Origin of the sequence: Celeribacter neptunius, from assembly GCF_900113955.1 — a bacterium.
Lineage (GTDB): Bacteria > Pseudomonadota > Alphaproteobacteria > Rhodobacterales > Rhodobacteraceae > Celeribacter > Celeribacter neptunius.
In genome coordinates this window covers 410,747-429,139 of sequence record NZ_FORH01000003.1, presented here as the reverse complement: position 1 = coordinate 429,139, position 18,393 = coordinate 410,747, and the positions used below count along the sequence as shown (strand labels likewise).

Sequence of the window (18,393 nt, the reverse complement as noted above, 5' to 3'; positions counted from 1 at the left end):
CAATGGCACGCGATACCCGTCGTACGACGAAGAAAAAAGTTTCCAAGAACATCGCCGCAGGCGTTGCTCATGTGAACTCCACCTTCAACAACACCAAAATCCTGATCTCCGATGTGCAGGGCAATGCGATCTCCTGGTCGTCCGCTGGCACCATGGGCTTCAAAGGCTCCCGGAAATCCACGCCCTACGCTGCTCAGATGGCGGCCGAAGATGCTGGTAAAAAAGCTCAGGATCACGGTGTGAAAACCCTCGAAGTCGAAGTTCAGGGCCCCGGCTCTGGCCGTGAGTCCGCGCTGCGCGCTCTGGCTGCTATCGGCTTCAACATCACGTCCATCCGCGACGTGACCCCGATTGCCCACAACGGCTGCCGCCCTCCGAAGCGTCGCCGGGTGTAATCACCATTACGATTTTGGGATCGCGGGTGTTCTCGCCCGCGGTCCATTTTGCGTTTTTGAGATCCCTCGGGCGTCCCCTCGTTTTAAGGACATGGGCGGGAGGACAAGAATGGAGGCACTAGCATGATCCACAAGAATTGGGCCGAGCTCATTAAACCGCAACAGCTGGATGTGAAACCGGGCATGGAACCGGCACGTCAGGCAACCGTTGTTGCAGAACCCCTCGAGCGCGGCTTTGGTCTGACGCTGGGCAACGCGCTGCGTCGCGTGTTGATGTCGTCGCTTCAGGGCGCGGCCATCACCTCCGTGCAGATCGACAACGTGCTGCACGAGTTCTCGTCGATCGCCGGTGTGCGTGAAGACGTGACCGATGTCATCCTGAACCTCAAAGGCGTGTCCCTGCGCATGGAAGTCGAAGGGCCGAAGCGTCTCTCGATCTCCGCCAAGGGTCCGATGGTCGTCACCGCCGGTGACATCTCCGAGAGCGCGGGCATCGAGGTCCTGAACAAGGATCACGTGATCTGCCATCTCGACGATGGCGCCGACCTGTTCATGGAACTCACCGTGAACACCGGTAAGGGCTACGTTTCCGCCGACAAGAACAAGCCGGAAGATGCGCCGATCGGCCTGATTCCGGTCGATGCGATCTACTCGCCGGTCAAGAAAGTGTCTTACGACGTGCAGCCGACCCGTGAGGGCCAGGTGCTCGACTATGACAAGCTGACGATGAAGATCGAAACCGACGGTTCCGTGACCCCGGAAGATGCGCTGGCCTTCGCCGCGCGTATCCTTCAGGATCAGCTGTCGATCTTCGTGAACTTCGACGAGCCGGAATCGGCCGGTCGTCAGGAAGAGGACGACGGTCTCGAGTTCAACCCGCTTCTGTTGAAGAAAGTGGACGAGCTGGAGCTCTCCGTGCGGTCCGCCAACTGCCTGAAGAACGACAATATCGTCTATATCGGCGATCTCATCCAGAAAACCGAAGCCGAGATGCTCCGCACCCCGAACTTCGGCCGCAAGTCGCTCAACGAGATCAAAGAGGTTCTGTCCGGCATGGGCCTGCACCTCGGCATGGATGTCGAAGAGTGGCCGCCTGAGAACATCGAAGAGCTGGCGAAGAAATTCGAAGACCAGTTCTAAGTCTTTCGGAGGGGGCCTTGGTCCCCTCCATCAAATGCCCGCACATGGCGGGGAAGATCCGGGCATATCGTCCCTTTGAGACGGGCCCCAAGGAGAGTGGCTGACACGCATCGGCTGCCGGACAAAGCAAAACACGCTAAAGGAGATAGAAAATGCGTCATGCTAAAGGTTACCGCCGCCTGAACCGGACCCACGAACACCGCAAAGCGATGTTCTCCAACATGGCTGGCTCGCTCATCGAGCACGAACAGATCAAAACCACGCTGCCGAAAGCCAAAGAGCTCAAGCGCATCATGGACAAGCTGATCACGCTGGGCAAACGTGGCGATCTGCACGCCCGTCGTCAGGCGGCTGCTCAGCTGAAACAAGACAAAGACGTTGCGAAACTCTTCGAAGTGCTTGGCCCGCGCTACGCTGAGCGCGCCGGTGGCTACACCCGCGTTCTGAAAGCTGGCTTCCGTTACGGCGATATGGCTCCGATGGCGATCATCGAGCTGGTGGACCGCGACCCGGCCGCCAAAGGCGCCGCGGACAAGGCCCGCCTCGAAGCCGAAGACGCTGCGATGGCCGAAGAAGACTGAGATCTTCTCTGAAATTCCGGAAAAAGCCTCGCATTTTGCGGGGCTTTTTTTGTGTTGACGCAAGGGAATACTGTGGCGTTCTCAGGTTAAACCACGGCGTAATCTCCTGAAAAACATTCAGTTTTTGGAATTCGTTGTGTGCAACGGCCTCGCAACTAGACCGGACATTTCCATAGCTGTCGTCTTTTGGCTTTAAATTTTCGGCCATTTGGTTTAGCAATAGGTATGTTGATCGCCTTTAGGTTGTCGCCCCTTTCGCAAGTAAATTGATTTCCCATGTCAAACACGACAGAACTCACCCGCCTCTTTGCACAGCTTCGTGTGGCTGCGCCCGCCGGATATTCGGCCGGGCTCCATATCCGCTTTGCGTCGCCAATCATCTCGGAAGCGACTTATGATCCGAAATGGATCCAGCATTATGCGGTCAATGCCTATGCGCTGAGGGATCCGATGATCGCTTGGGGGCTCAGTTGCGAAGGAGCCAAAAGGTGGAGCGAAATAGAACTCCCCGATCCGTTCAATTTGTGGAGGCAGGCCGCTGAATTCGGCCTGAACTATGGTGTTGCCGTGTCCTGCGGTCCGGTTCAATCGCGCAGCATCGTCGGATGCGCGAGATCCGATCGTGAGTTCTCGGATCAGGAGATTTCCAAGATCGCGACCCTGGTGCGTACCTTGCATGAAATTTCCGAGCCGCAGACCGATCTGACACAGGCCCAGATTCAGGCCCTCCGGTGCATCGCGGGCGGTGATCGTCACGCAGCAGCCGCGGCCAAGCTCGGGATCTCGGAAAGCGCGCTGAAAGCGCGACTTGTCTCCGCCCGGGAACGTCTGATGGCCCGGACGACTTCGGAGGCCATTCAAAAAGCCAAGGAGATCAAGCTGCTATGACGGTACTTCCTCCCGCGTTGCGTTGATGAAATCAACCAACATCGGAGACGTACCATGCAAACGACCACGCTTTCTTTTGCCAATCTGCACAATTACGGCGATCTCTTCGCCAATATGCTTCGCGCCCGGCATGAAACATTTATCCAGCATGCGAAGTGGGACCTGCCAGAGGCAGATGGTATGGAATACGACCAATACGACACGCCCGCATCTCGCTGGATCGCGGTGCATGAGTTTGGCGAAGTCCTGGCAGGTATCCGCCTGACGCCTACGACCACCAAATGTGGCATCTATTCCTACATGATCAGAGACGCACAACGTGGATTGTTGGACACAATCCCCGAGGATCTGTTGTTCGACGAGGCACCGGTTGCGCCGCATGTCTGGGAATCGAGCCGGATTTTCGTCTCGCCGCGCGTGCCTGCGAAACAGCGGATGCGGGTGCAGATGAGCCTGATCGGCGAAATGACCAACTCGGCACGGGCTCTGGGGGCGACCTCGGTGATCTGTCTTATTCCGGAACATGGGGATCGCTGGGGGCGTCGAGTCGGGCTCGATATCGACATCATCGGCCGGGTGATGGATATCGGCGGCGCGAAGAATGCCTGTATGCAGATCAATCTCAGTAACAAGCTGCATTAGTTTCCCCGAAGGCTCGGGGCCGAAAGCGATGACTTCGGTCCCGAAACCTCTTTCCCATCGCGTATCGGCGGCGTAACTTCGCGCCATGGCCGACTTATTCTCCTCTTCCGACATCCCAGACCCCAAAGGCAAAGCGCCGAGGCCGCTGGCGGACCGGCTGCGCCCGCAGACGCTCGCCGAGGTGATCGGTCAGAAACAGGTTCTGGGTCCGGATGCGCCGCTGGGCGTGATGCTGGCCGCAGGTGCCCTGTCATCGATTATTTTCTGGGGGCCGCCCGGGGTCGGAAAAACCACGATCGCCCGGCTTCTGGCAGACGAGACGGATCTGCATTTCATCCAGATTTCCGCAATTTTTTCCGGTGTGCCGGAGCTCCGCAAGGTTTTTGAAGCCGCCAAGATGCGACGGCAGAACGGGCAGGGGACGCTCTTGTTCGTCGACGAGATTCATCGTTTCAACAAGGCGCAGCAGGACAGTTTCCTGCCACATATGGAGGATGGCACCATCCTTCTGGTCGGGGCTACGACCGAGAACCCGTCCTTTGAGCTCAACGCCGCCGTGCTCTCGCGTGCGCAGGTCATGGTTCTGACCCGCCTGTCGCCCGAGGATCTCGAAGACCTGACCCTCCGCGCCGAGGACGAGCTTGGAAAGCCCCTGCCGCTCACCGAGGCGGCGCGTCATGCGCTCTATGAGATGGCGGATGGCGACGGGCGCACGCTTCTCAATTTGATCGAACAGGTCTCCGCCTGGACTGTCAAAGAGCCATTGGATGCGGAACAGCTCGGCAAGCGGCTGATGCGGCGGGCGGCGAAATATGACAAGTCCGGCGACGAGCATTACAATCTGATCTCGGCCCTGCACAAATCGGTGCGCGGGTCGGACCCGGATGCCGCGCTCTACTGGTTCAATCGCATGCTTGAGGGCGGCGAGGACCCGCGCTATCTGGCGCGCCGCCTGTTGCGCATGGCGGTGGAGGATATTCAATTGGCCGATCCACAGGCACATACGATCGCGCTTCATGCCTGGGAGACATATGAACGTTTGGGGTCGCCCGAGGGTGAATTGGCGCTGGCGCAGGCCGTGGTCTATCTGGCGCTCGCACCAAAATCCAACGCGGTCTACACGGCCTATAAGGCGTCCCGCGAAGCGGCGCGCAAGACCGGCTCGGAACCACCGCCGCATCATATCCTCAATGCACCGACCAAGCTGATGGCGGAACAGGGCTATGGCGCGGGCTATGCTTACGACCATGACGCCGAAGACGGCTTCTCCGGTCAGAACTATTTCCCGGACAGTTTACCACGCACCCAGTTCTACAAACCGGTGGAACGTGGTTTCGAGCGCGAGCTGTCGAAACGCGTGAGCTATTTCGACAAGCTGCGCGAGGAGCGCAAGAAATCCGGCAAAACTTGACATTTCCGAGCCTGACCCGCATGGCAGGGACGAAACGGAGAGATTGATATGGCACCCTTGATACAAGTCGCCCTGGGCGGCGCACTCGGCGCATCGGCGCGCTATCTGTCCGGCCTCGGCATCACCCATCTGATGGGCAAGAGCTTCCCCTGGAACACGATGTTCGTGAACTTCCTCGGTTCGTTCCTGATGGGGGTGATCGTGGTGATCCTGGCGCATGAGGATGGCAACCGCTACGCGCCTCTGTTGATGACCGGGATGCTCGGGGGCTTTACCACCTATTCGGCCTTCTCTCTCGACGCGATGACCATTTTCGAGCGCGGTGACTACGCGTTTGCCGCGGCTTATGTCGCGGGCACGCTGGTGTTGGCGCTCGGAGGCATCGCCCTTGGTCTTTATTCTGCACGGAGTTTCTACGCATGAGCCGGGTTCAGATGATCACGATCGGCGACGATCAACCGGAACAACGGCTGGACCGCTGGTTCCGCAAAATGTTTCCGCAGCTGACTCAGGGCAACATCGAAAAGATGTGCCGCAAGGGCGAGATCCGCGTCGATGGTGCACGGGCGAAATCCAACAGCCGGGTCGGGCCGGGGATGGAAATCCGCGTGCCGCCACTGCCCGATGAGAACGCACCGAAGCCGAAACGCGACGCGGAGAAGATCTCGGCCGCCGATGCCAAGATGATGCGCGATGCGGTGATCTATCAGGACGAGCATATCATCGTGATCAACAAGCCGGCCGGCCTGCCGACACAGGGCGGCTCGAAACAGACCCGCCATGTCGACGGGCTCTCGGTGGCGCTTCAGGGTGATTTCCCGGAAAAGCCGCGCCTCGTGCACCGTCTCGACAAGGACACATCCGGTGTGCTCGCCTTGGCGCGCACACCTGCGATGGCGTCGAAATTGACCGAGGCGTTTCGACACAAGAACACGCGCAAGATCTACTGGGCCTTGGTCGCCGGTGTACCCGTGCCCTATCTCGGCGAGATCAAATACGGGCTGGTGAAGGCGCGCGGTCGTGGCAAGAGCGGCGAGGGCGAAAAGATGATCGCTGTGCATCCGCGCGACATCGATGCCACCGAAGGCGCGAAACGCGCGCATACGCTTTATGCGACGCTCTACCGGGTGGCCTCGCGCGCCTCTTGGGTGGCGATGGAGCCAATCACCGGGCGGACGCACCAGCTGCGCGCCCATATGGCGGAGATCGGCCATCCGATCATTGGCGACGGTAAATACGGGGGCTCGGGGCAGGAGAACCTCGGCGATGGCTGGGGCGCGCAGCTGGGCGGGATCATTTCGAAGAAACTGCACCTGCACGCACGCAGTCTGACCTTTGAACATCCGGTGACCAAGAAGGTGATCACCGTCACCGCGCCCTTGCCCGATCACATGGCGCAGAGCTGGGAGACCTTCGGTTGGACCGAAGATCTCGCCGCGGAGGATCCCTTCGAGGAGCTGCGCGGATGAAGCTGGTCATTTTCGACGTCGACGGTACGCTGGTCGACAGCCAGGCGCATATCATCGCCTCGATGGAAGCCGCCTTTGCCGCCGGAGATCTGCCGGTGCCGGGGCGGGACACGATCCTGTCGATTGTGGGCCTGTCCCTGCCGCTGGCGATGCGGCATCTCGCGCCCGAGGCGGAAGAGGTCAGGCTGGAGCAGATGATCGAAGCCTATAAGGCCGCGTTTCAGGAACATCGTCTGGCGCAGGGACCGGCGGCCTCGCCGCTCTATCCCGGGGCCGAAGAAATGATCCGGCGATTGGGCGCGCGCGACGATCTGTATCTCGCCATTGCCACCGGCAAGAGCCGGCGCGGGCTGACGGCGCTGATGGCGGGCTGGGACTTCGCGGATCTGTTTATCTCGGCACAGAGCGCCGATGATCATCCGTCGAAACCGCACCCGTCTATGGTGCAGACCTGTCTGATCGACGCCGGTGTCGAGGCGTCTGACGCGGTGGTGATCGGGGATACGAGTTATGACATGGAAATGGCCCGGGCGGCGCGCTGTCACGGCATCGGTGTCAGCTGGGGCTACCACGGGCGCGCGGCGCTTTTGACGGCGGGGGCGCGTGTGGTGCTCGACCGGTTCGAGGCGCTCGAAACGGCGCTCGACGAGATTTGGAAAGGATAGGCTGTGGCGGAATGGGCAGCAAAGCGGTTCTGGAAAGACACCACGGTGGCGGAGGCCGACGGGGGCTTTACCGTCCATCTGGACGGGCGTCCGGTGCGCACGCCGGCGAAGGCGCCGCTGATCGTGCCGACCCGGGCATTGGCTGAGCTGATCGCCGCGGAATGGCAGGCCCAGGAGGGCGTGATCGATCCCAATACCATGCCCGCGACCCGTGGCGCCAATGCCGCGATCGACAAGGTGACGGTGCAGCAAGCCGATGTGGCGGATATGCTGGCGGAATATGGCGACAGCGATCTTCTGTGCTATCGGGCCGAACATCCGAAGGAGCTAGTGGCGCGTCAAAAGGAAGCATGGGACCCGATCCTCGAGTGGGCCGCGACGCATCTGGGGGCGCGGTTGGAGCCGCGCGCCGGGGTGATCCATCTGCCGCAACCTTCCGAAGCGCTGCAAACCCTGCGCCGGAAGACCCATGATTTCACCGCATTCGAACTGGCGGCGTTTCACGATCTGGTGTCCCTTTCCGGCTCTTTGATCCTCGGTTTCGCCGTGACCGAAGGACATCTCCCGGCCGAAGAGGCCTGGCGGATCTCGCGCGTTGATGAGCAATTTCAGCTCGAACAATGGGGGGAAGACGAAGAGGAAGCGGAGGCCGTGGAGATCAAGCGTCTCAGCTTTGCTCAGGCTGCGCTGTTTTACCGAGTGGTCAATTAATTGGCGCTTCGTGGCGGGAGACGCTGAAACCGCGCGCATATCTGCAAGCGGTTTAGGCAGTCGCTCAGTGTTGATGCAGATTTGTGATCCCGCCCTTGACGTTCTGGAATGAATCCTTCCAATGTAAGCCCACTGAAGGGGCATTTGCCCAATTCGATATCGCCCCCGGCCCACAGGGAGGGTCGGAAAGAGCGCCCGCAAAGGGTGCAATATCAGGAAGAGGTAAACATGAAAAAATCCGTATTTCTTGGCGCGCTGACGCTGGCAGGTCTGGCTGCCGGAACGGCGATGGCTCAGGATTCGTCCACTCTCGCCGCGGTGAAAGAGCGCGGCGTTCTGAAGTGTGGTGTGAACCCGGGCACTCCCGGCTTTGCCGCGCCGGATGCGAGCGGCAAGTTCGTGGGCTTTGACGTCGATGTCTGCCGCGCTGTCGCAGCTGCTATTTTTGGCGATTCCGAAGCTGTTGAATACACCCCGCTGACGTCGGCCGTGCGCTTTACCGCGCTGGCTTCCGGCGAGGTCGATATGCTGGCCCGGAACACCACCTGGACCTTCTCGCGTGACGTGGACCTGAAGAACACTTTCGTCGGTGTGAACTACTACGACGGTCAGGGCTTCATGGTGCCGAAAGATCTCGGCGTGTCCTCCGCGAAAGAGCTTTCCGGTGCCACCGTTTGTATCGAGACCGGCACCACCACCGAGCTCAACCTTGCCGACTACTTCCGTGTGAACAACATGGATTACGAACCGGTTCCGGTCGAAAGCTTCACCGAGGCGCAGAACCAGTTCCTTGCCGGTGCCTGTGACGTCTACACCACCGATGCCTCCGCTCTGGCCGCGTCGCGTGCGTCCTTCGAAAACCCGGAAGGCTACGTGGTTCTGCCGGAAATCATCTCGAAAGAGCCGCTCGGCCCGCTCGTGCGCCATGGCGACGACAACTGGGGTGACGTGGTGCGCTGGTCGCTGAACGCGATGATCGCAGCCGAAGAATACGGTGTGACCTCGGCCAATGCCGCCGAGCTTGCCAAAGGCACGGACAACCCGGAGATCAACCGTCTTCTGGGTGTCGAAGGTGAACTGGGCGCCATGCTCGGCCTCGACAACGCCTGGGCTCTGAACATCCTCACCCAGGTTGGCAACTACGGCGAAAGCTTCGAGAAGAACATCGGTGAAAACACCCCGGTGGGTCTGGCGCGCGGCTTGAACGCACAGTGGACCGAAGGCGGCCTGATCTACTCGCCGCCCTTCCGCTAAGACCATCTAAAGGGAAGGGCGCGGATCATACCGCGCCCTTCGCCTTTTGAGCTCCGCATATAAGACAAGAATAAATTCAGCGAACAGGAAAGAGCGCCTGTGCGCTGCTGGAGCATATTCTGGGGAAATAGGGGACCGTCTCTCATGACGACAGCTATCGACACGCCGCAGGACCAAGGTTTTCGGCTCAGCCAGCTGATCTATGATACGCGTTATCGCTCGATTACCATTCAGGTGATCGCGATGCTCGCCTTCATGTTCATCGCGGCGTTTCTGGTGCGCAATACGATCACCAACCTCGCCAATCTCGGCAAGGAAATCGACTTCGGGTTTTTGTTCAACCCGGCCAATTACGACATCAACCAGCGTTTGATCGAATACGATTCGACCTCGACCAACCTGCGTGCAGCGATGGTCGGACTTCTGAACACGCTGCTGGTGGCCTTCATGGGCTGTATCCTCGCCACCGTGGTGGGCGTGGTCGCGGGCGTTTTGCGCCTGTCGAAAAACTGGCTCATTTCGAAGCTGATGACGGTCTATGTCGAGACCTTTCGCAATATTCCGGTGGTGATCTGGATTATCGCCACCATGGCCGTGCTCTCCGAGGCGCTGCCGCAACCGCGTGCTTTCCGGGGCGAGACTCCGTCCGCCTCGATGTGGCTCTGGGACAGTGTGGCGGTCACCAACCGCGGCACCTATATTCCGGCGCCGGTCTGGGGGCCGGGGTCGGTTTTTGTGGTGCTCGTCTTCCTGCTGTCGCTTCTGGCGATCTGGGCCTTTAACCGCTATGCGCATCGTCGCTTCGAGGCGACGGGGCAGATCCTGCCGAAATTCTGGATCAATCTCGCCATCTTATTCGTGCCGACGCTTCTGGTGTTCTTCCTTTTGGGACGCCCGATCGGGCTCGATCTGCCGGCACTCAAAGGGTTCAACTTCCAGGGCGGCACGATGCTCAGAAACCCGATGCTGGCGCTCTGGCTGGCGTTGAGCTTCTACACCGGCGCGTTCATCGCCGAGATCGTACGCTCCGGGATTCTGGCCATCTCGAAAGGCCAGTCCGAAGCCGCCTTTGCGCTGGGCCTGCGCCCGTCGCGGACGATGAACCTGGTGATCCTGCCGCAGGCGCTGCGGGTGATCATCCCGCCGCTGATTTCGCAGTTTCTGAACCTGACGAAGAACTCCTCGCTGGCCCTGGCCGTGGGGTATCAGGATTTGCGCGCGACGCTCGGCGGGACGACGATGAACAACACCGGGCGGGAGCTGGAATGCATGCTCCTGATGATGCTGATCTATCTGGTGGTCAGCCTGTTCATCTCGTCGGGCATGAACATCTACAACAAATCCGTCAAGTTGAAGGAGCGCTGAGATGAGTAGTCAAAACACGCCCCTCGCTTATGTGCGCAAGGAAATGCTGGAACAGCAACCGGCCCCGCGTGGGCAGGTCGGGGTCGCGAAATGGATGCGCGAGAACCTGTTCTCCGGCTGGTTCAATACGGCTCTGACGCTGGTCTCGATCTATGTGATCTATTCCCTGCTGAAAGCGGTTTTGCCATGGGCGTTCGGTGGGGTCTGGACCGCGGATTCGCTGCAGGAATGCCGGACCATCCTCAACGATCTCCACGGCAATACGCATTACGCCTGCTGGGCGGTGATCAATGAGCGCTGGAACCAGATCGTTTACGGCACGTTCTTCCCGTCGAGCGAGTATTGGCGCACCCATATCGCTTTCGTGCTGCTGATCCTTGCCATTCTGCCGGTGCTATTTGACGCGCTGCCGCGCAAGATGCTTTGGATCACGGCGGTCTACCCGTTCCTGATGGTCTGGCTGATCTGGGGCGGGACGATCTGGGGGCCGGTATCGGTCGCGCTCGGGTTCGTTCTCGCATATATGGCATCGCAATTTGCGGGGCGCTCGCTTGGCTCGGGCCTCACCGGGCTGATTGCTGTCGCTGTGGCGTTGATCTGGTGGTTCTTTATCGGGCCTTCCGTGACCTCCGGCCTCAACAAGGTGCTGCCGCTCCTGCATCTTCAGGAAATCCAGAGCCGTGAGCTTGGTGGTTTCGTGATCTGTGTGATCATCGGTGTCTCGGGCATCGCCCTGTCGCTGCCGATCGGCATCGTTCTGGCGCTCGGCCGTCAGTCGGACCTGCTGATCGTCAAGACCATCTGTGTCGGTTTCATCGAGTTCATCCGCGGCGTGCCGCTGATCACGCTCTTGTTCACCGCGTCGCTGCTGTTGAACTATTTCCTGCCGCCGGGCACGGAGTTCGATCTGACGCTGCGGGTGATCGTCATGGTGACGCTGTTCTCGTCGGCTTACATGGCCGAGGTGATCCGCGGTGGTCTCGCCGCCCTGCCGAAAGGCCAATATGAGGCGGCCGACGCGCTGGGGCTCGATTATTGGAAGGCACAGCGGCTGATCATCATGCCGCAGGCGCTCAAGATCTCCATCCCGGGCATCGTGAACACCTTTATCGGCCTGTTCAAGGATACCACGCTGGTGTTCTTCATCGGGATTTTCGACATGTTGGCCGCCGCGCAGGCGATCCGTGCCAACTCCGCCTGGAACGGCATCACCTGGGAGCTCTACATCTTCATCGGGCTCATCTTCTGGATCTGCTGTTTCGCCATGTCCCGCTATTCTCAGTGGCTGGAGCGCAAGCTCCGCACCGACCATCGTTAAAAAGGAGACCGACCATGTCTCAAGCTATCGAACGTGAAATCGACCGTTCCCACATGACCGTCTCCGACGAGGTGGCGATCCAGATCTCCAACATGAACAAGTGGTACGGTGAGTTCCACGTGTTGCGCGACATCAATCTGACGGTGAACCGGGGCGAACGGATCGTCATCGCCGGGCCTTCGGGCTCTGGCAAGTCGACCATGATCCGCTGTATCAACCGTCTTGAGGAGCATCAGCAGGGCAAGATCATCGTCGACGGGACCGAGCTCACCTCGGATCTCAAGAATATCGACAAGATCCGCTCGGAAGTGGGCATGTGCTTCCAGCACTTCAACCTGTTTCCGCATCTGACCATTCTCGAGAACTGTACGCTGGCGCCGATGTGGGTGCGCAAGATCCCGAAGCGCGAAGCCGAAGAGACGGCAATGCATTTCCTCGAAAAGGTGAAAATTCCGGATCAGGCCCATAAATACCCGGGCATGCTCTCCGGCGGTCAGCAACAGCGTGTGGCGATTGCCCGCTCGCTCTGCATGAAACCGCGGATCATGCTGTTCGATGAACCGACCTCGGCCTTGGACCCGGAGATGATCAAGGAGGTGCTCGACACCATGATCGAGCTCGCCGAAGAGGGCATGACCATGCTCTGCGTGACCCATGAGATGGGCTTTGCCCGTCAGGTGGCGAACCGGGTGATCTTCATGGATCAGGGCCAGATCGTGGAACAGAACGAACCGGAAGAGTTCTTCAACAATCCGAAATCGGAGCGCACCAAGCTCTTCCTGTCGCAGATCCTCGGCCACTGAGTTTTCAGGCCGGTTGAAAATCCAAGGGCGCCTCACGGGGCGCCCTTTTGCTATTGGATGATGTGCAGAGGGTTAGTGTCGACCGGCTTCGATCTCTTTCGGTGTGGCGAAATCCAGTATGCGGTTTTTGCCCCAGGTGGCGTCGCGCCAATCCTCGCAGCCCAGCTCGTAGACCGTGGTGGCACAGGTCGGGTAGCTGCCGCATTTGCGATGATCGGGGGCCTTGTCGGGAAACCGTGCGGCGAAATCACCGATCCCGGGATTATGCGCGATCAACAGCACGGTTTGCCCTCTGGTCCGGTGCAGTGCGCGCAACAGACAGCCGTCAGAGGCCAGGTAGAGCGCTTCGAGCAGGGTGTTCTCGGGCTCCGTTCCGAGCGCATGACAGACCTGATCATAGGTCTGTTGCGTGCGCGTGGCGCTCGAGACCAGCGCATGGTCCGGGATATAGCCGCGCTCTTTCAGCCAATGGCCCATCGACAGGGCATTGCGCTGTCCGCGCGCGGTCAGCGGTCGGTCGATGTCCTCTTGTAACGGATCGCCCCAGCTCGATTTTGCGTGACGCATGAGGATGAGGCGGAGGGGCATGTCACGCCCCCTTTTTCGAGGGTTTGACGCGGGGCTGTGTGTCGCGAATGAGCGAGCCCGCCCCATGTTCGGTATAGAGTTCCAACAGGCATGCATTGGGCGCACGCCCGTCCAAGATCACCACGGCCCGCACCCCGTCTTTCAGGGCATCGAGCGCGGTCTGGGTCTTGGGGATCATGCCGCCGGCGATGACGCCCTGATCGGTCAGATCTTTGATCTGCTGCGAATTCAACGCGGTCAGAACCTCGCCATTGGCATCCTTTACGCCCGAGACATCGGTGAGGAGGAGGAGCCGGTCGGCATGCAGCGCACCGGCGATGGCGCCGGCGGCGGTGTCGCCATTGACGTTGAAGGTCTCGCCATTGCGCCCGGCCCCCACCGGCGCGATCACCGGAATGAGGTTCTCGTCGCCCAGCTCGGTGACGATGCCCGGGTTCATCGAGACCGGCGTGCCGACAAAGCCCAGATCCGGGTCGGTCTGTTCGCAGATCATCAGATTGGCATCCTTGCCGGAAATGCCGACCGCGCGGCCGCCCTGGCCGTTGATCGCCTGCACGATGCGCTTGTTCACAAGGCCGGAGAGCACCATCTCGACCACTTCGACAGTCGCCTTGTCGGTGACGCGTTTGCCGTGGACGAATGTGGACTCGATCCCCAACTGGTTGAGCATCTTGTTGATCATCGGGCCGCCGCCGTGAACGATCACCGGCTTCACGCCGACCTGCTGCATCAGCACCACATCGCGGGCAAAGCTTTCCATCGCCTCATCCGAGCCCATGGCATGACCGCCGAGCTTGATCACCACCGTGGCACCCTCGTATCGCTGCAAATAGGGCAGCGCTTCGGAAAGGGTGCGGGCGGTCGCGATCCAGTCTCTGTTCATGTCTTGCTTCTTCATTGTCAGGGATTCCAAATGAGGGTTTGGCCCTGATTACAATGTTCGAGGCGGCACGCCAAGTGGCCTGGCGCGGACATCGGCCCGGGGCTTACACCAGCGTGGCGATCACCGCGCGCAGGACATCGATGCCCCAGCCCTTTTCCGACGAGGTCAGGATCATTTCCGGGAAGGCGGCGGGGTGGCGCGAGACTTTCGAACGCACCTGGGCGATGATCTTTTCGCGCTCGGCTTCTTTCACCTTGTCGGCCTTGGTCATCACCACCTGAAATGGCACGGCGGATTTGTCCAAGAGAGTCATGATCTCTTCGTCGACGTCCTTGACGCCATGGCGGCTGTCGATCAGCACGAAGGCCCGGCGCAGCGTGGCGCGGCCCGACAGGTAGGCTTTCAGGAGACGTTGCCATTTCTCGACGGTTTTCACCGGCGCCTTGGCAAAGCCATAGCCCGGCAGGTCGACGAGATAGTGGCTTTCGGCGCAGGTGAAAAAGTTAATCTCCTGGGTCCGTCCGGGCGTGTTCGAGGCGCGTGCCAGCGCCTTGCGCCCGGTGAGCGCATTGATCAGTGTCGACTTGCCGACATTGGAGCGACCGGCGAAGCACACTTCCAACCGGTCGTCCGGCGGCATGCCGTCCATGGCCACCACGCCTTTGAGAAAATCGGTCTCGCCCGCAAACAGCAAGCGGCCCTTCTCGAGGGCCGCCGCATCTGGTTCAGCGATGGGAAATTGCAATTCCATCGGATATCCCGCCTGAGATCAGGCGTCCTTTTTCTTGAGCTTGAGCGAGCGCATGATGTTGCCGAACACGTCGGGTTTGTGCCCGTGGCTGCGCATGATCAGGTACTGCTGGGTGAAAGTGATCGTGTTGTTGGCGATCCAGTAGAGCACCAGACCCGAGGCGAAATTGCCGAGCATGAACATGAACACCCAGGGCATCCAGGCCATGATCATCGCCTGCGACGGATCGGTCGGCGCCGGGTTCAGTTTCTGCTGCAGCCACATCGAGATGCCCAGAAGGATCGGCAGGACGCCGAGGCTCAGGAAGGCCAGGGCAGAGCCGGCTTCCGGGGCTGCAAAGGGCAACAGGCCGAACAGGTTGAGGATCGAGCTCGGGTCAGGCGACGACAGGTCGCGGATCCAGCCGACCCAGGGCGCGTGCCGCAATTCGATGGTGACCAGGATCACCTTGTAGAGCGAGAAGAACACCGGGATCTGCAACAGGAGTGGCAGACAGCCGGAGGCCGGGTTCACCTTGTTGGTCTTGTAGAGCTCCATCATGCCGCGCTGAAGCTTTTCGCGGTCCTCGCCGGCGGCTTCCTTGAGCTTTTCCATCTCCGGCTGAAGCTCTTTCATCCGCGCCATGGAGACATAAGATTTATAGGCCAGCGGGAACATGATGCCCTTGATGATCAGCGTCAGAACGATGATCGACCAGCCCATGTTGCCAATCAGCCCATGCAGCGCGTGCAGGATGCGGAAGATCGGCTTGGTAATGAAATAGAACAGGCCCCAATCGGTCGAGTCGCTGAATTTATAGACCCCACCGTCGCGCTCGTAGGTGCGGATGGTTTCCCATTCCTTGGCGCCCGCGAAAAAGCGCGAGGACACTTCAAAGGCACCGCCGGCGGCGATGTCCACGGCCGGGTAGCGGGCGACGGTCTTATAGGTGTCGCTGGCCTCGTGATAGGTCACGACCGAGGTGAAAGCATCGTCGGCATTGGGGATCAGCGTGGTCATCCAATAGTGATCGGTGAAGCCGATCCAGCCGTTCTGGGTGACTTCCTGCAACTCGGCATGTTCGCCCCAGCGCGCGTCGGCTTTCAGCTCGTCGAATTTGGTTTTCAGGAACCCGCTTTTGAAGCTGATCTCTTCCAGCGTGCCGTCGTTTTCGCGGATCGCCCCCTCATGCACCAAAAGGCGCGTCAGGTTCTCGGGCTTGCCCAGATGCACGATCTCGTTGTTGGTGGCAACGCGGATCGGAGCCCCCGAGGTGTTCTCGATCGACTGGGTCACCGAGAACATGAAATTGTCGTCGATCGCGATGGTGCGGCGGAATGTCAGCCCCTTGCCATTGTCCCAGACCAGAACCACCGGCGATTGCGTGGTGAGCGTGTCGCCGCTCTCCACCGACCAGAGCGTGTTGGTGCCCGGCACGTCGTCCTGGGTCAGCGCGCCGCCCGGAGCCCAGCCAAACGAGGCGTAATAGGGCGTGTCCGTGCCGACGGGGGTCAGGAGTTTGACCAGCTCGTCGCTGTCGACATCGATCGTGTAATCCTTCAGCGACAGATCGTCGATCCGGCCGCCGACAAGCGACAGGGACCCGGTCAGGCGATCCGTGTCGATGGTGATGCGCGGTGCGTCGGCGGTCTGATCTGCGGTCTCGTTCAGGGCGCCCTGAGCATCGGCGGACGAACCCGCCGCGGGCGGTGTCGTCGCGGCCGTGTCGTCAGATGCGGATTGCGTCACCGCCGGCGCATTCGGATCCGTCACGGTCTCCGGCGCCGGGAAAAAGAAGGTCCACCCGAGTAACACGATGCCACTGAGCACAATGGCAAGAATCAGGTTCTTGTTTTGATCGTCCATCTAGGCCGCCCGATTGTTGGAATTCATCTCGGGTGGTTCAACCCGCCAGAAGCCTCGAGGTCAAGCGGTTTTGCCTATTTTTTCTGGAAAAGGCGCGAAAGTGATGTGGGATCCCTGGGCGGATGGCCTAGCTGGCGCGGCGGCCGATCTGAGGCGTCTGGGCCAGTTTGCGTTTATGCGCATCCATCCATTCCAGCGTGTCCGAAAATGCCATCGGGCGCGAGATCGAAAAGCCCTGGACATGACCACAGCCCAGCTGCGACAGCATGGCATGTTCGCCCACGGTCTCGACCCCTTCGGCGAGGGTCTCGAGATCGAGCCGCTCGGCCATGGTCAGGATGGCGGCCAGCATGCTTTGCTGGTCGCGGTCGAGATCGCAGCGCGAGACATAGGAGCGGTCGATCTTGATCCGTTTCACGGCGAAACGGCGGATATTGGCGATCGAGGCGTGGCCGGTGCCATAATCGTCGAGATCGATGCCGCAACCCATTTCCTTCAGCGCCCAGATGTTGCGGCTGATCGTGTCATTGTCCGAAGAGGAAATGACGCTTTCGAGGATCTCGACACTCAGTCGCGAAGGTTCGAGTTCGAACCGGTCGAGTTCCCAGCGAATCTTGTCGACGATTTTCGGATTGGCGAGATCGGTCGGCGAGAAGTTCACCGCCACGGAGGGCACGTTGAATCCGGCCTTGTCCCAGGTTTTGACCGCCATGAGCGCGTGATAGAGGATGATCTCGTGCAGGCGTTCCAACAGGCCCAGTTCTTCGATCTCGGTCAGGAACTGACTTGGGCCAAGCGTGCCTTTTTCCGGATGATCCCAGCGCGCCAGCGCTTCCATGCCGGAGACCTCGCCGGTGTCGGTCGAGAGCTGGGGTTGGAACCAGGGGATGATCTGGCCGCTTTCCAGCGCTTCGCCGACATCGGCATTGATGCTGCCGCGTTCAAGCGTGCGCGGCGGCAGGCTCGGCGAATAGGCGCGGATCGCACCGGGGCCGTTGCGATGCGCATCGGCAAGAGCGATCTCGGCGGCATCGAGAAAGGCCTGGCCGGAGGCGGCGGGGGCACGGTTGGGCATGCAAAAGCCGATGGAACAGGTGGTGAAGACCTTGGTGGCATCGACGGAATAGGGTTCCGAGAGGATCGCCTGAATGCGCGAGGCCATTTGGATCATGGTCTCGAGATCGGCGCGGCGCATCGGCGCCAGCGCCACGGCGAAACGGGCGTTGTCGAGCCGGGCGATGGTGTCGTGTTCGCGCAAGACGTCTTCGAGCCGACGCGCCGCGCCCGCCAGAATATCATCGCCTGCAGCGGAGCCGAAGTTGCCGCAAATGCTGCGGAAATCATCGATCTCGATGACCAGACAGGCGGTGGTGCGCCCGGTGACGTCGCGGCTGTCGAGGGTCTGGTCCAGAGCTTCGACCACCGCCATGCGCAAAGGCAGCTTGGTGAGCCCGTCGCGGGGCTGTTGGTGCGAGGCGGCGCGTGGTGTGATGAAAGAGGTGAGCACGGACAGGCTCGCCATCAGTGCCGGCAGCAACAGAGCGCAGAGCACCAGAAGCTTTTCGCCGCCAAACCAATAGGCGCCGAGGCAAAGCGCCGGAAGGAAGGCAAGTGTCTGAGGCCCCGTCAGGGCATCGCGCAGGCGTTGAAGCTTGGCTGCGATGTCATGGTTCATGGTCTTTTT

19 protein-coding genes are annotated in these 18,393 nt (G+C 60.4%); 14 read left to right on the top strand and 5 right to left on the bottom strand.

What is annotated here, in order from left to right; genetic code table 11:
• Nucleotides 1–2 precede the first annotated feature (2 nt).
• The 14 genes from rpsK to BM151_RS10755 all read left to right on the top strand — a co-directional run bounded on the left by rpsK (nucleotide 3) and on the right by BM151_RS10755 (nucleotide 12,642).
• Nucleotides 3–395 carry a 30S ribosomal protein S11 gene (gene rpsK / locus BM151_RS10820; RefSeq protein WP_090060708.1) on the top strand — a complete coding sequence of 131 codons (393 nt, stop codon included), beginning with the start codon at nucleotides 3–5 and terminating at the stop codon, nucleotides 393–395.
• A gap of 123 nt (nucleotides 396–518) precedes the next feature.
• Complete coding sequence (locus tag BM151_RS10815) at nucleotides 519–1,535, top strand: DNA-directed RNA polymerase subunit alpha (RefSeq protein WP_090060707.1); 1,017 nt, start codon at nucleotides 519–521, stop codon at nucleotides 1,533–1,535.
• A gap of 152 nt (nucleotides 1,536–1,687) precedes the next feature.
• Nucleotides 1,688–2,116 carry a 50S ribosomal protein L17 gene (gene rplQ / locus BM151_RS10810; protein ID WP_090060706.1) on the top strand — a complete coding sequence of 143 codons (429 nt, stop codon included), beginning with the start codon at nucleotides 1,688–1,690 and terminating at the stop codon, nucleotides 2,114–2,116.
• 276 nt (nucleotides 2,117–2,392) lie between these two features.
• On the top strand, nucleotides 2,393–3,004 hold the full coding sequence (locus BM151_RS10805; RefSeq protein ID WP_090060705.1) for an autoinducer binding domain-containing protein: 612 nt from the start codon (nucleotides 2,393–2,395) through the stop codon (nucleotides 3,002–3,004).
• 54 nt (nucleotides 3,005–3,058) lie between these two features.
• Nucleotides 3,059–3,646 (top strand): acyl-homoserine-lactone synthase, encoded by a 588-nt coding sequence (locus BM151_RS10800; protein ID WP_090060704.1) that lies wholly within the window; start codon nucleotides 3,059–3,061, stop codon nucleotides 3,644–3,646.
• 85 nt (nucleotides 3,647–3,731) lie between these two features.
• Nucleotides 3,732–5,057 carry a replication-associated recombination protein A gene (locus tag BM151_RS10795; RefSeq protein ID WP_090060703.1) on the top strand — a complete coding sequence of 442 codons (1,326 nt, stop codon included), beginning with the start codon at nucleotides 3,732–3,734 and terminating at the stop codon, nucleotides 5,055–5,057.
• Nucleotides 5,058–5,105: 48 nt separating this feature from the next.
• Nucleotides 5,106–5,480, top strand: coding sequence for a fluoride efflux transporter CrcB (gene crcB / locus BM151_RS10790; RefSeq protein WP_090060702.1), 375 nt, complete (start codon nucleotides 5,106–5,108; stop codon nucleotides 5,478–5,480).
• Nucleotides 5,477–6,526, top strand: coding sequence for an RluA family pseudouridine synthase (locus tag BM151_RS10785; protein WP_090060701.1), 1,050 nt, complete (start codon nucleotides 5,477–5,479; stop codon nucleotides 6,524–6,526). The genes crcB and BM151_RS10785 overlap by 4 nt, the downstream gene beginning before the upstream one ends.
• On the top strand, nucleotides 6,523–7,191 hold the full coding sequence (locus BM151_RS10780; RefSeq protein WP_090060700.1) for an HAD-IA family hydrolase: 669 nt from the start codon (nucleotides 6,523–6,525) through the stop codon (nucleotides 7,189–7,191). The genes BM151_RS10785 and BM151_RS10780 overlap by 4 nt, the downstream gene beginning before the upstream one ends.
• 3 nt (nucleotides 7,192–7,194) lie before the next feature.
• Nucleotides 7,195–7,902, top strand: a complete 708-nt coding sequence (locus BM151_RS10775; protein ID WP_090060699.1) for an ATP12 family chaperone protein — start codon at nucleotides 7,195–7,197, stop codon at nucleotides 7,900–7,902.
• Between the two features lie 228 nt (nucleotides 7,903–8,130).
• A complete protein-coding gene (locus BM151_RS10770) occupies nucleotides 8,131–9,156 on the top strand; it encodes an amino acid ABC transporter substrate-binding protein (RefSeq protein ID WP_090060698.1) in 1,026 nt (341 codons plus the stop codon).
• A 144-nt stretch (nucleotides 9,157–9,300) separates the two neighbouring features.
• Nucleotides 9,301–10,521 (top strand): amino acid ABC transporter permease, encoded by a 1,221-nt coding sequence (locus BM151_RS10765; protein ID WP_090060697.1) that lies wholly within the window; start codon nucleotides 9,301–9,303, stop codon nucleotides 10,519–10,521.
• Nucleotide 10,522: 1 nt separating this feature from the next.
• Nucleotides 10,523–11,839, top strand: a complete 1,317-nt coding sequence (locus tag BM151_RS10760) for an amino acid ABC transporter permease (protein WP_090060696.1) — start codon at nucleotides 10,523–10,525, stop codon at nucleotides 11,837–11,839.
• 14 nt (nucleotides 11,840–11,853) lie between these two features.
• Nucleotides 11,854–12,642 (top strand): amino acid ABC transporter ATP-binding protein, encoded by a 789-nt coding sequence (locus BM151_RS10755; protein ID WP_090060695.1) that lies wholly within the window; start codon nucleotides 11,854–11,856, stop codon nucleotides 12,640–12,642.
• A 72-nt stretch (nucleotides 12,643–12,714) separates the two neighbouring features.
• Here the strand turns inward: BM151_RS10755 and BM151_RS10750 are convergent, their stop codons facing one another.
• From BM151_RS10750 to BM151_RS10730, 5 genes are all read right to left on the bottom strand, one after another.
• Nucleotides 12,715–13,230, bottom strand: coding sequence for a SixA phosphatase family protein (locus tag BM151_RS10750; RefSeq protein WP_090060694.1), 516 nt, complete (start codon nucleotides 13,228–13,230; stop codon nucleotides 12,715–12,717).
• Between the two features lies 1 nt (nucleotide 13,231).
• Nucleotides 13,232–14,128 (bottom strand): acetylglutamate kinase, encoded by an 897-nt coding sequence (gene argB / locus BM151_RS10745; protein ID WP_090060693.1) that lies wholly within the window; start codon nucleotides 14,126–14,128, stop codon nucleotides 13,232–13,234.
• Nucleotides 14,129–14,216: 88 nt separating this feature from the next.
• Nucleotides 14,217–14,864, bottom strand: coding sequence for a ribosome biogenesis GTP-binding protein YihA/YsxC (gene yihA / locus BM151_RS10740; RefSeq protein ID WP_090060692.1), 648 nt, complete (start codon nucleotides 14,862–14,864; stop codon nucleotides 14,217–14,219).
• Nucleotides 14,865–14,882: 18 nt separating this feature from the next.
• Nucleotides 14,883–16,709, bottom strand: coding sequence for a membrane protein insertase YidC (gene yidC / locus BM151_RS10735; protein ID WP_090060691.1), 1,827 nt, complete (start codon nucleotides 16,707–16,709; stop codon nucleotides 14,883–14,885).
• Between the two features lie 127 nt (nucleotides 16,710–16,836).
• Nucleotides 16,837–18,384, bottom strand: coding sequence for a putative bifunctional diguanylate cyclase/phosphodiesterase (locus BM151_RS10730; RefSeq protein ID WP_090060690.1), 1,548 nt, complete (start codon nucleotides 18,382–18,384; stop codon nucleotides 16,837–16,839).
• Nucleotides 18,385–18,393 lie beyond the last annotated feature (9 nt).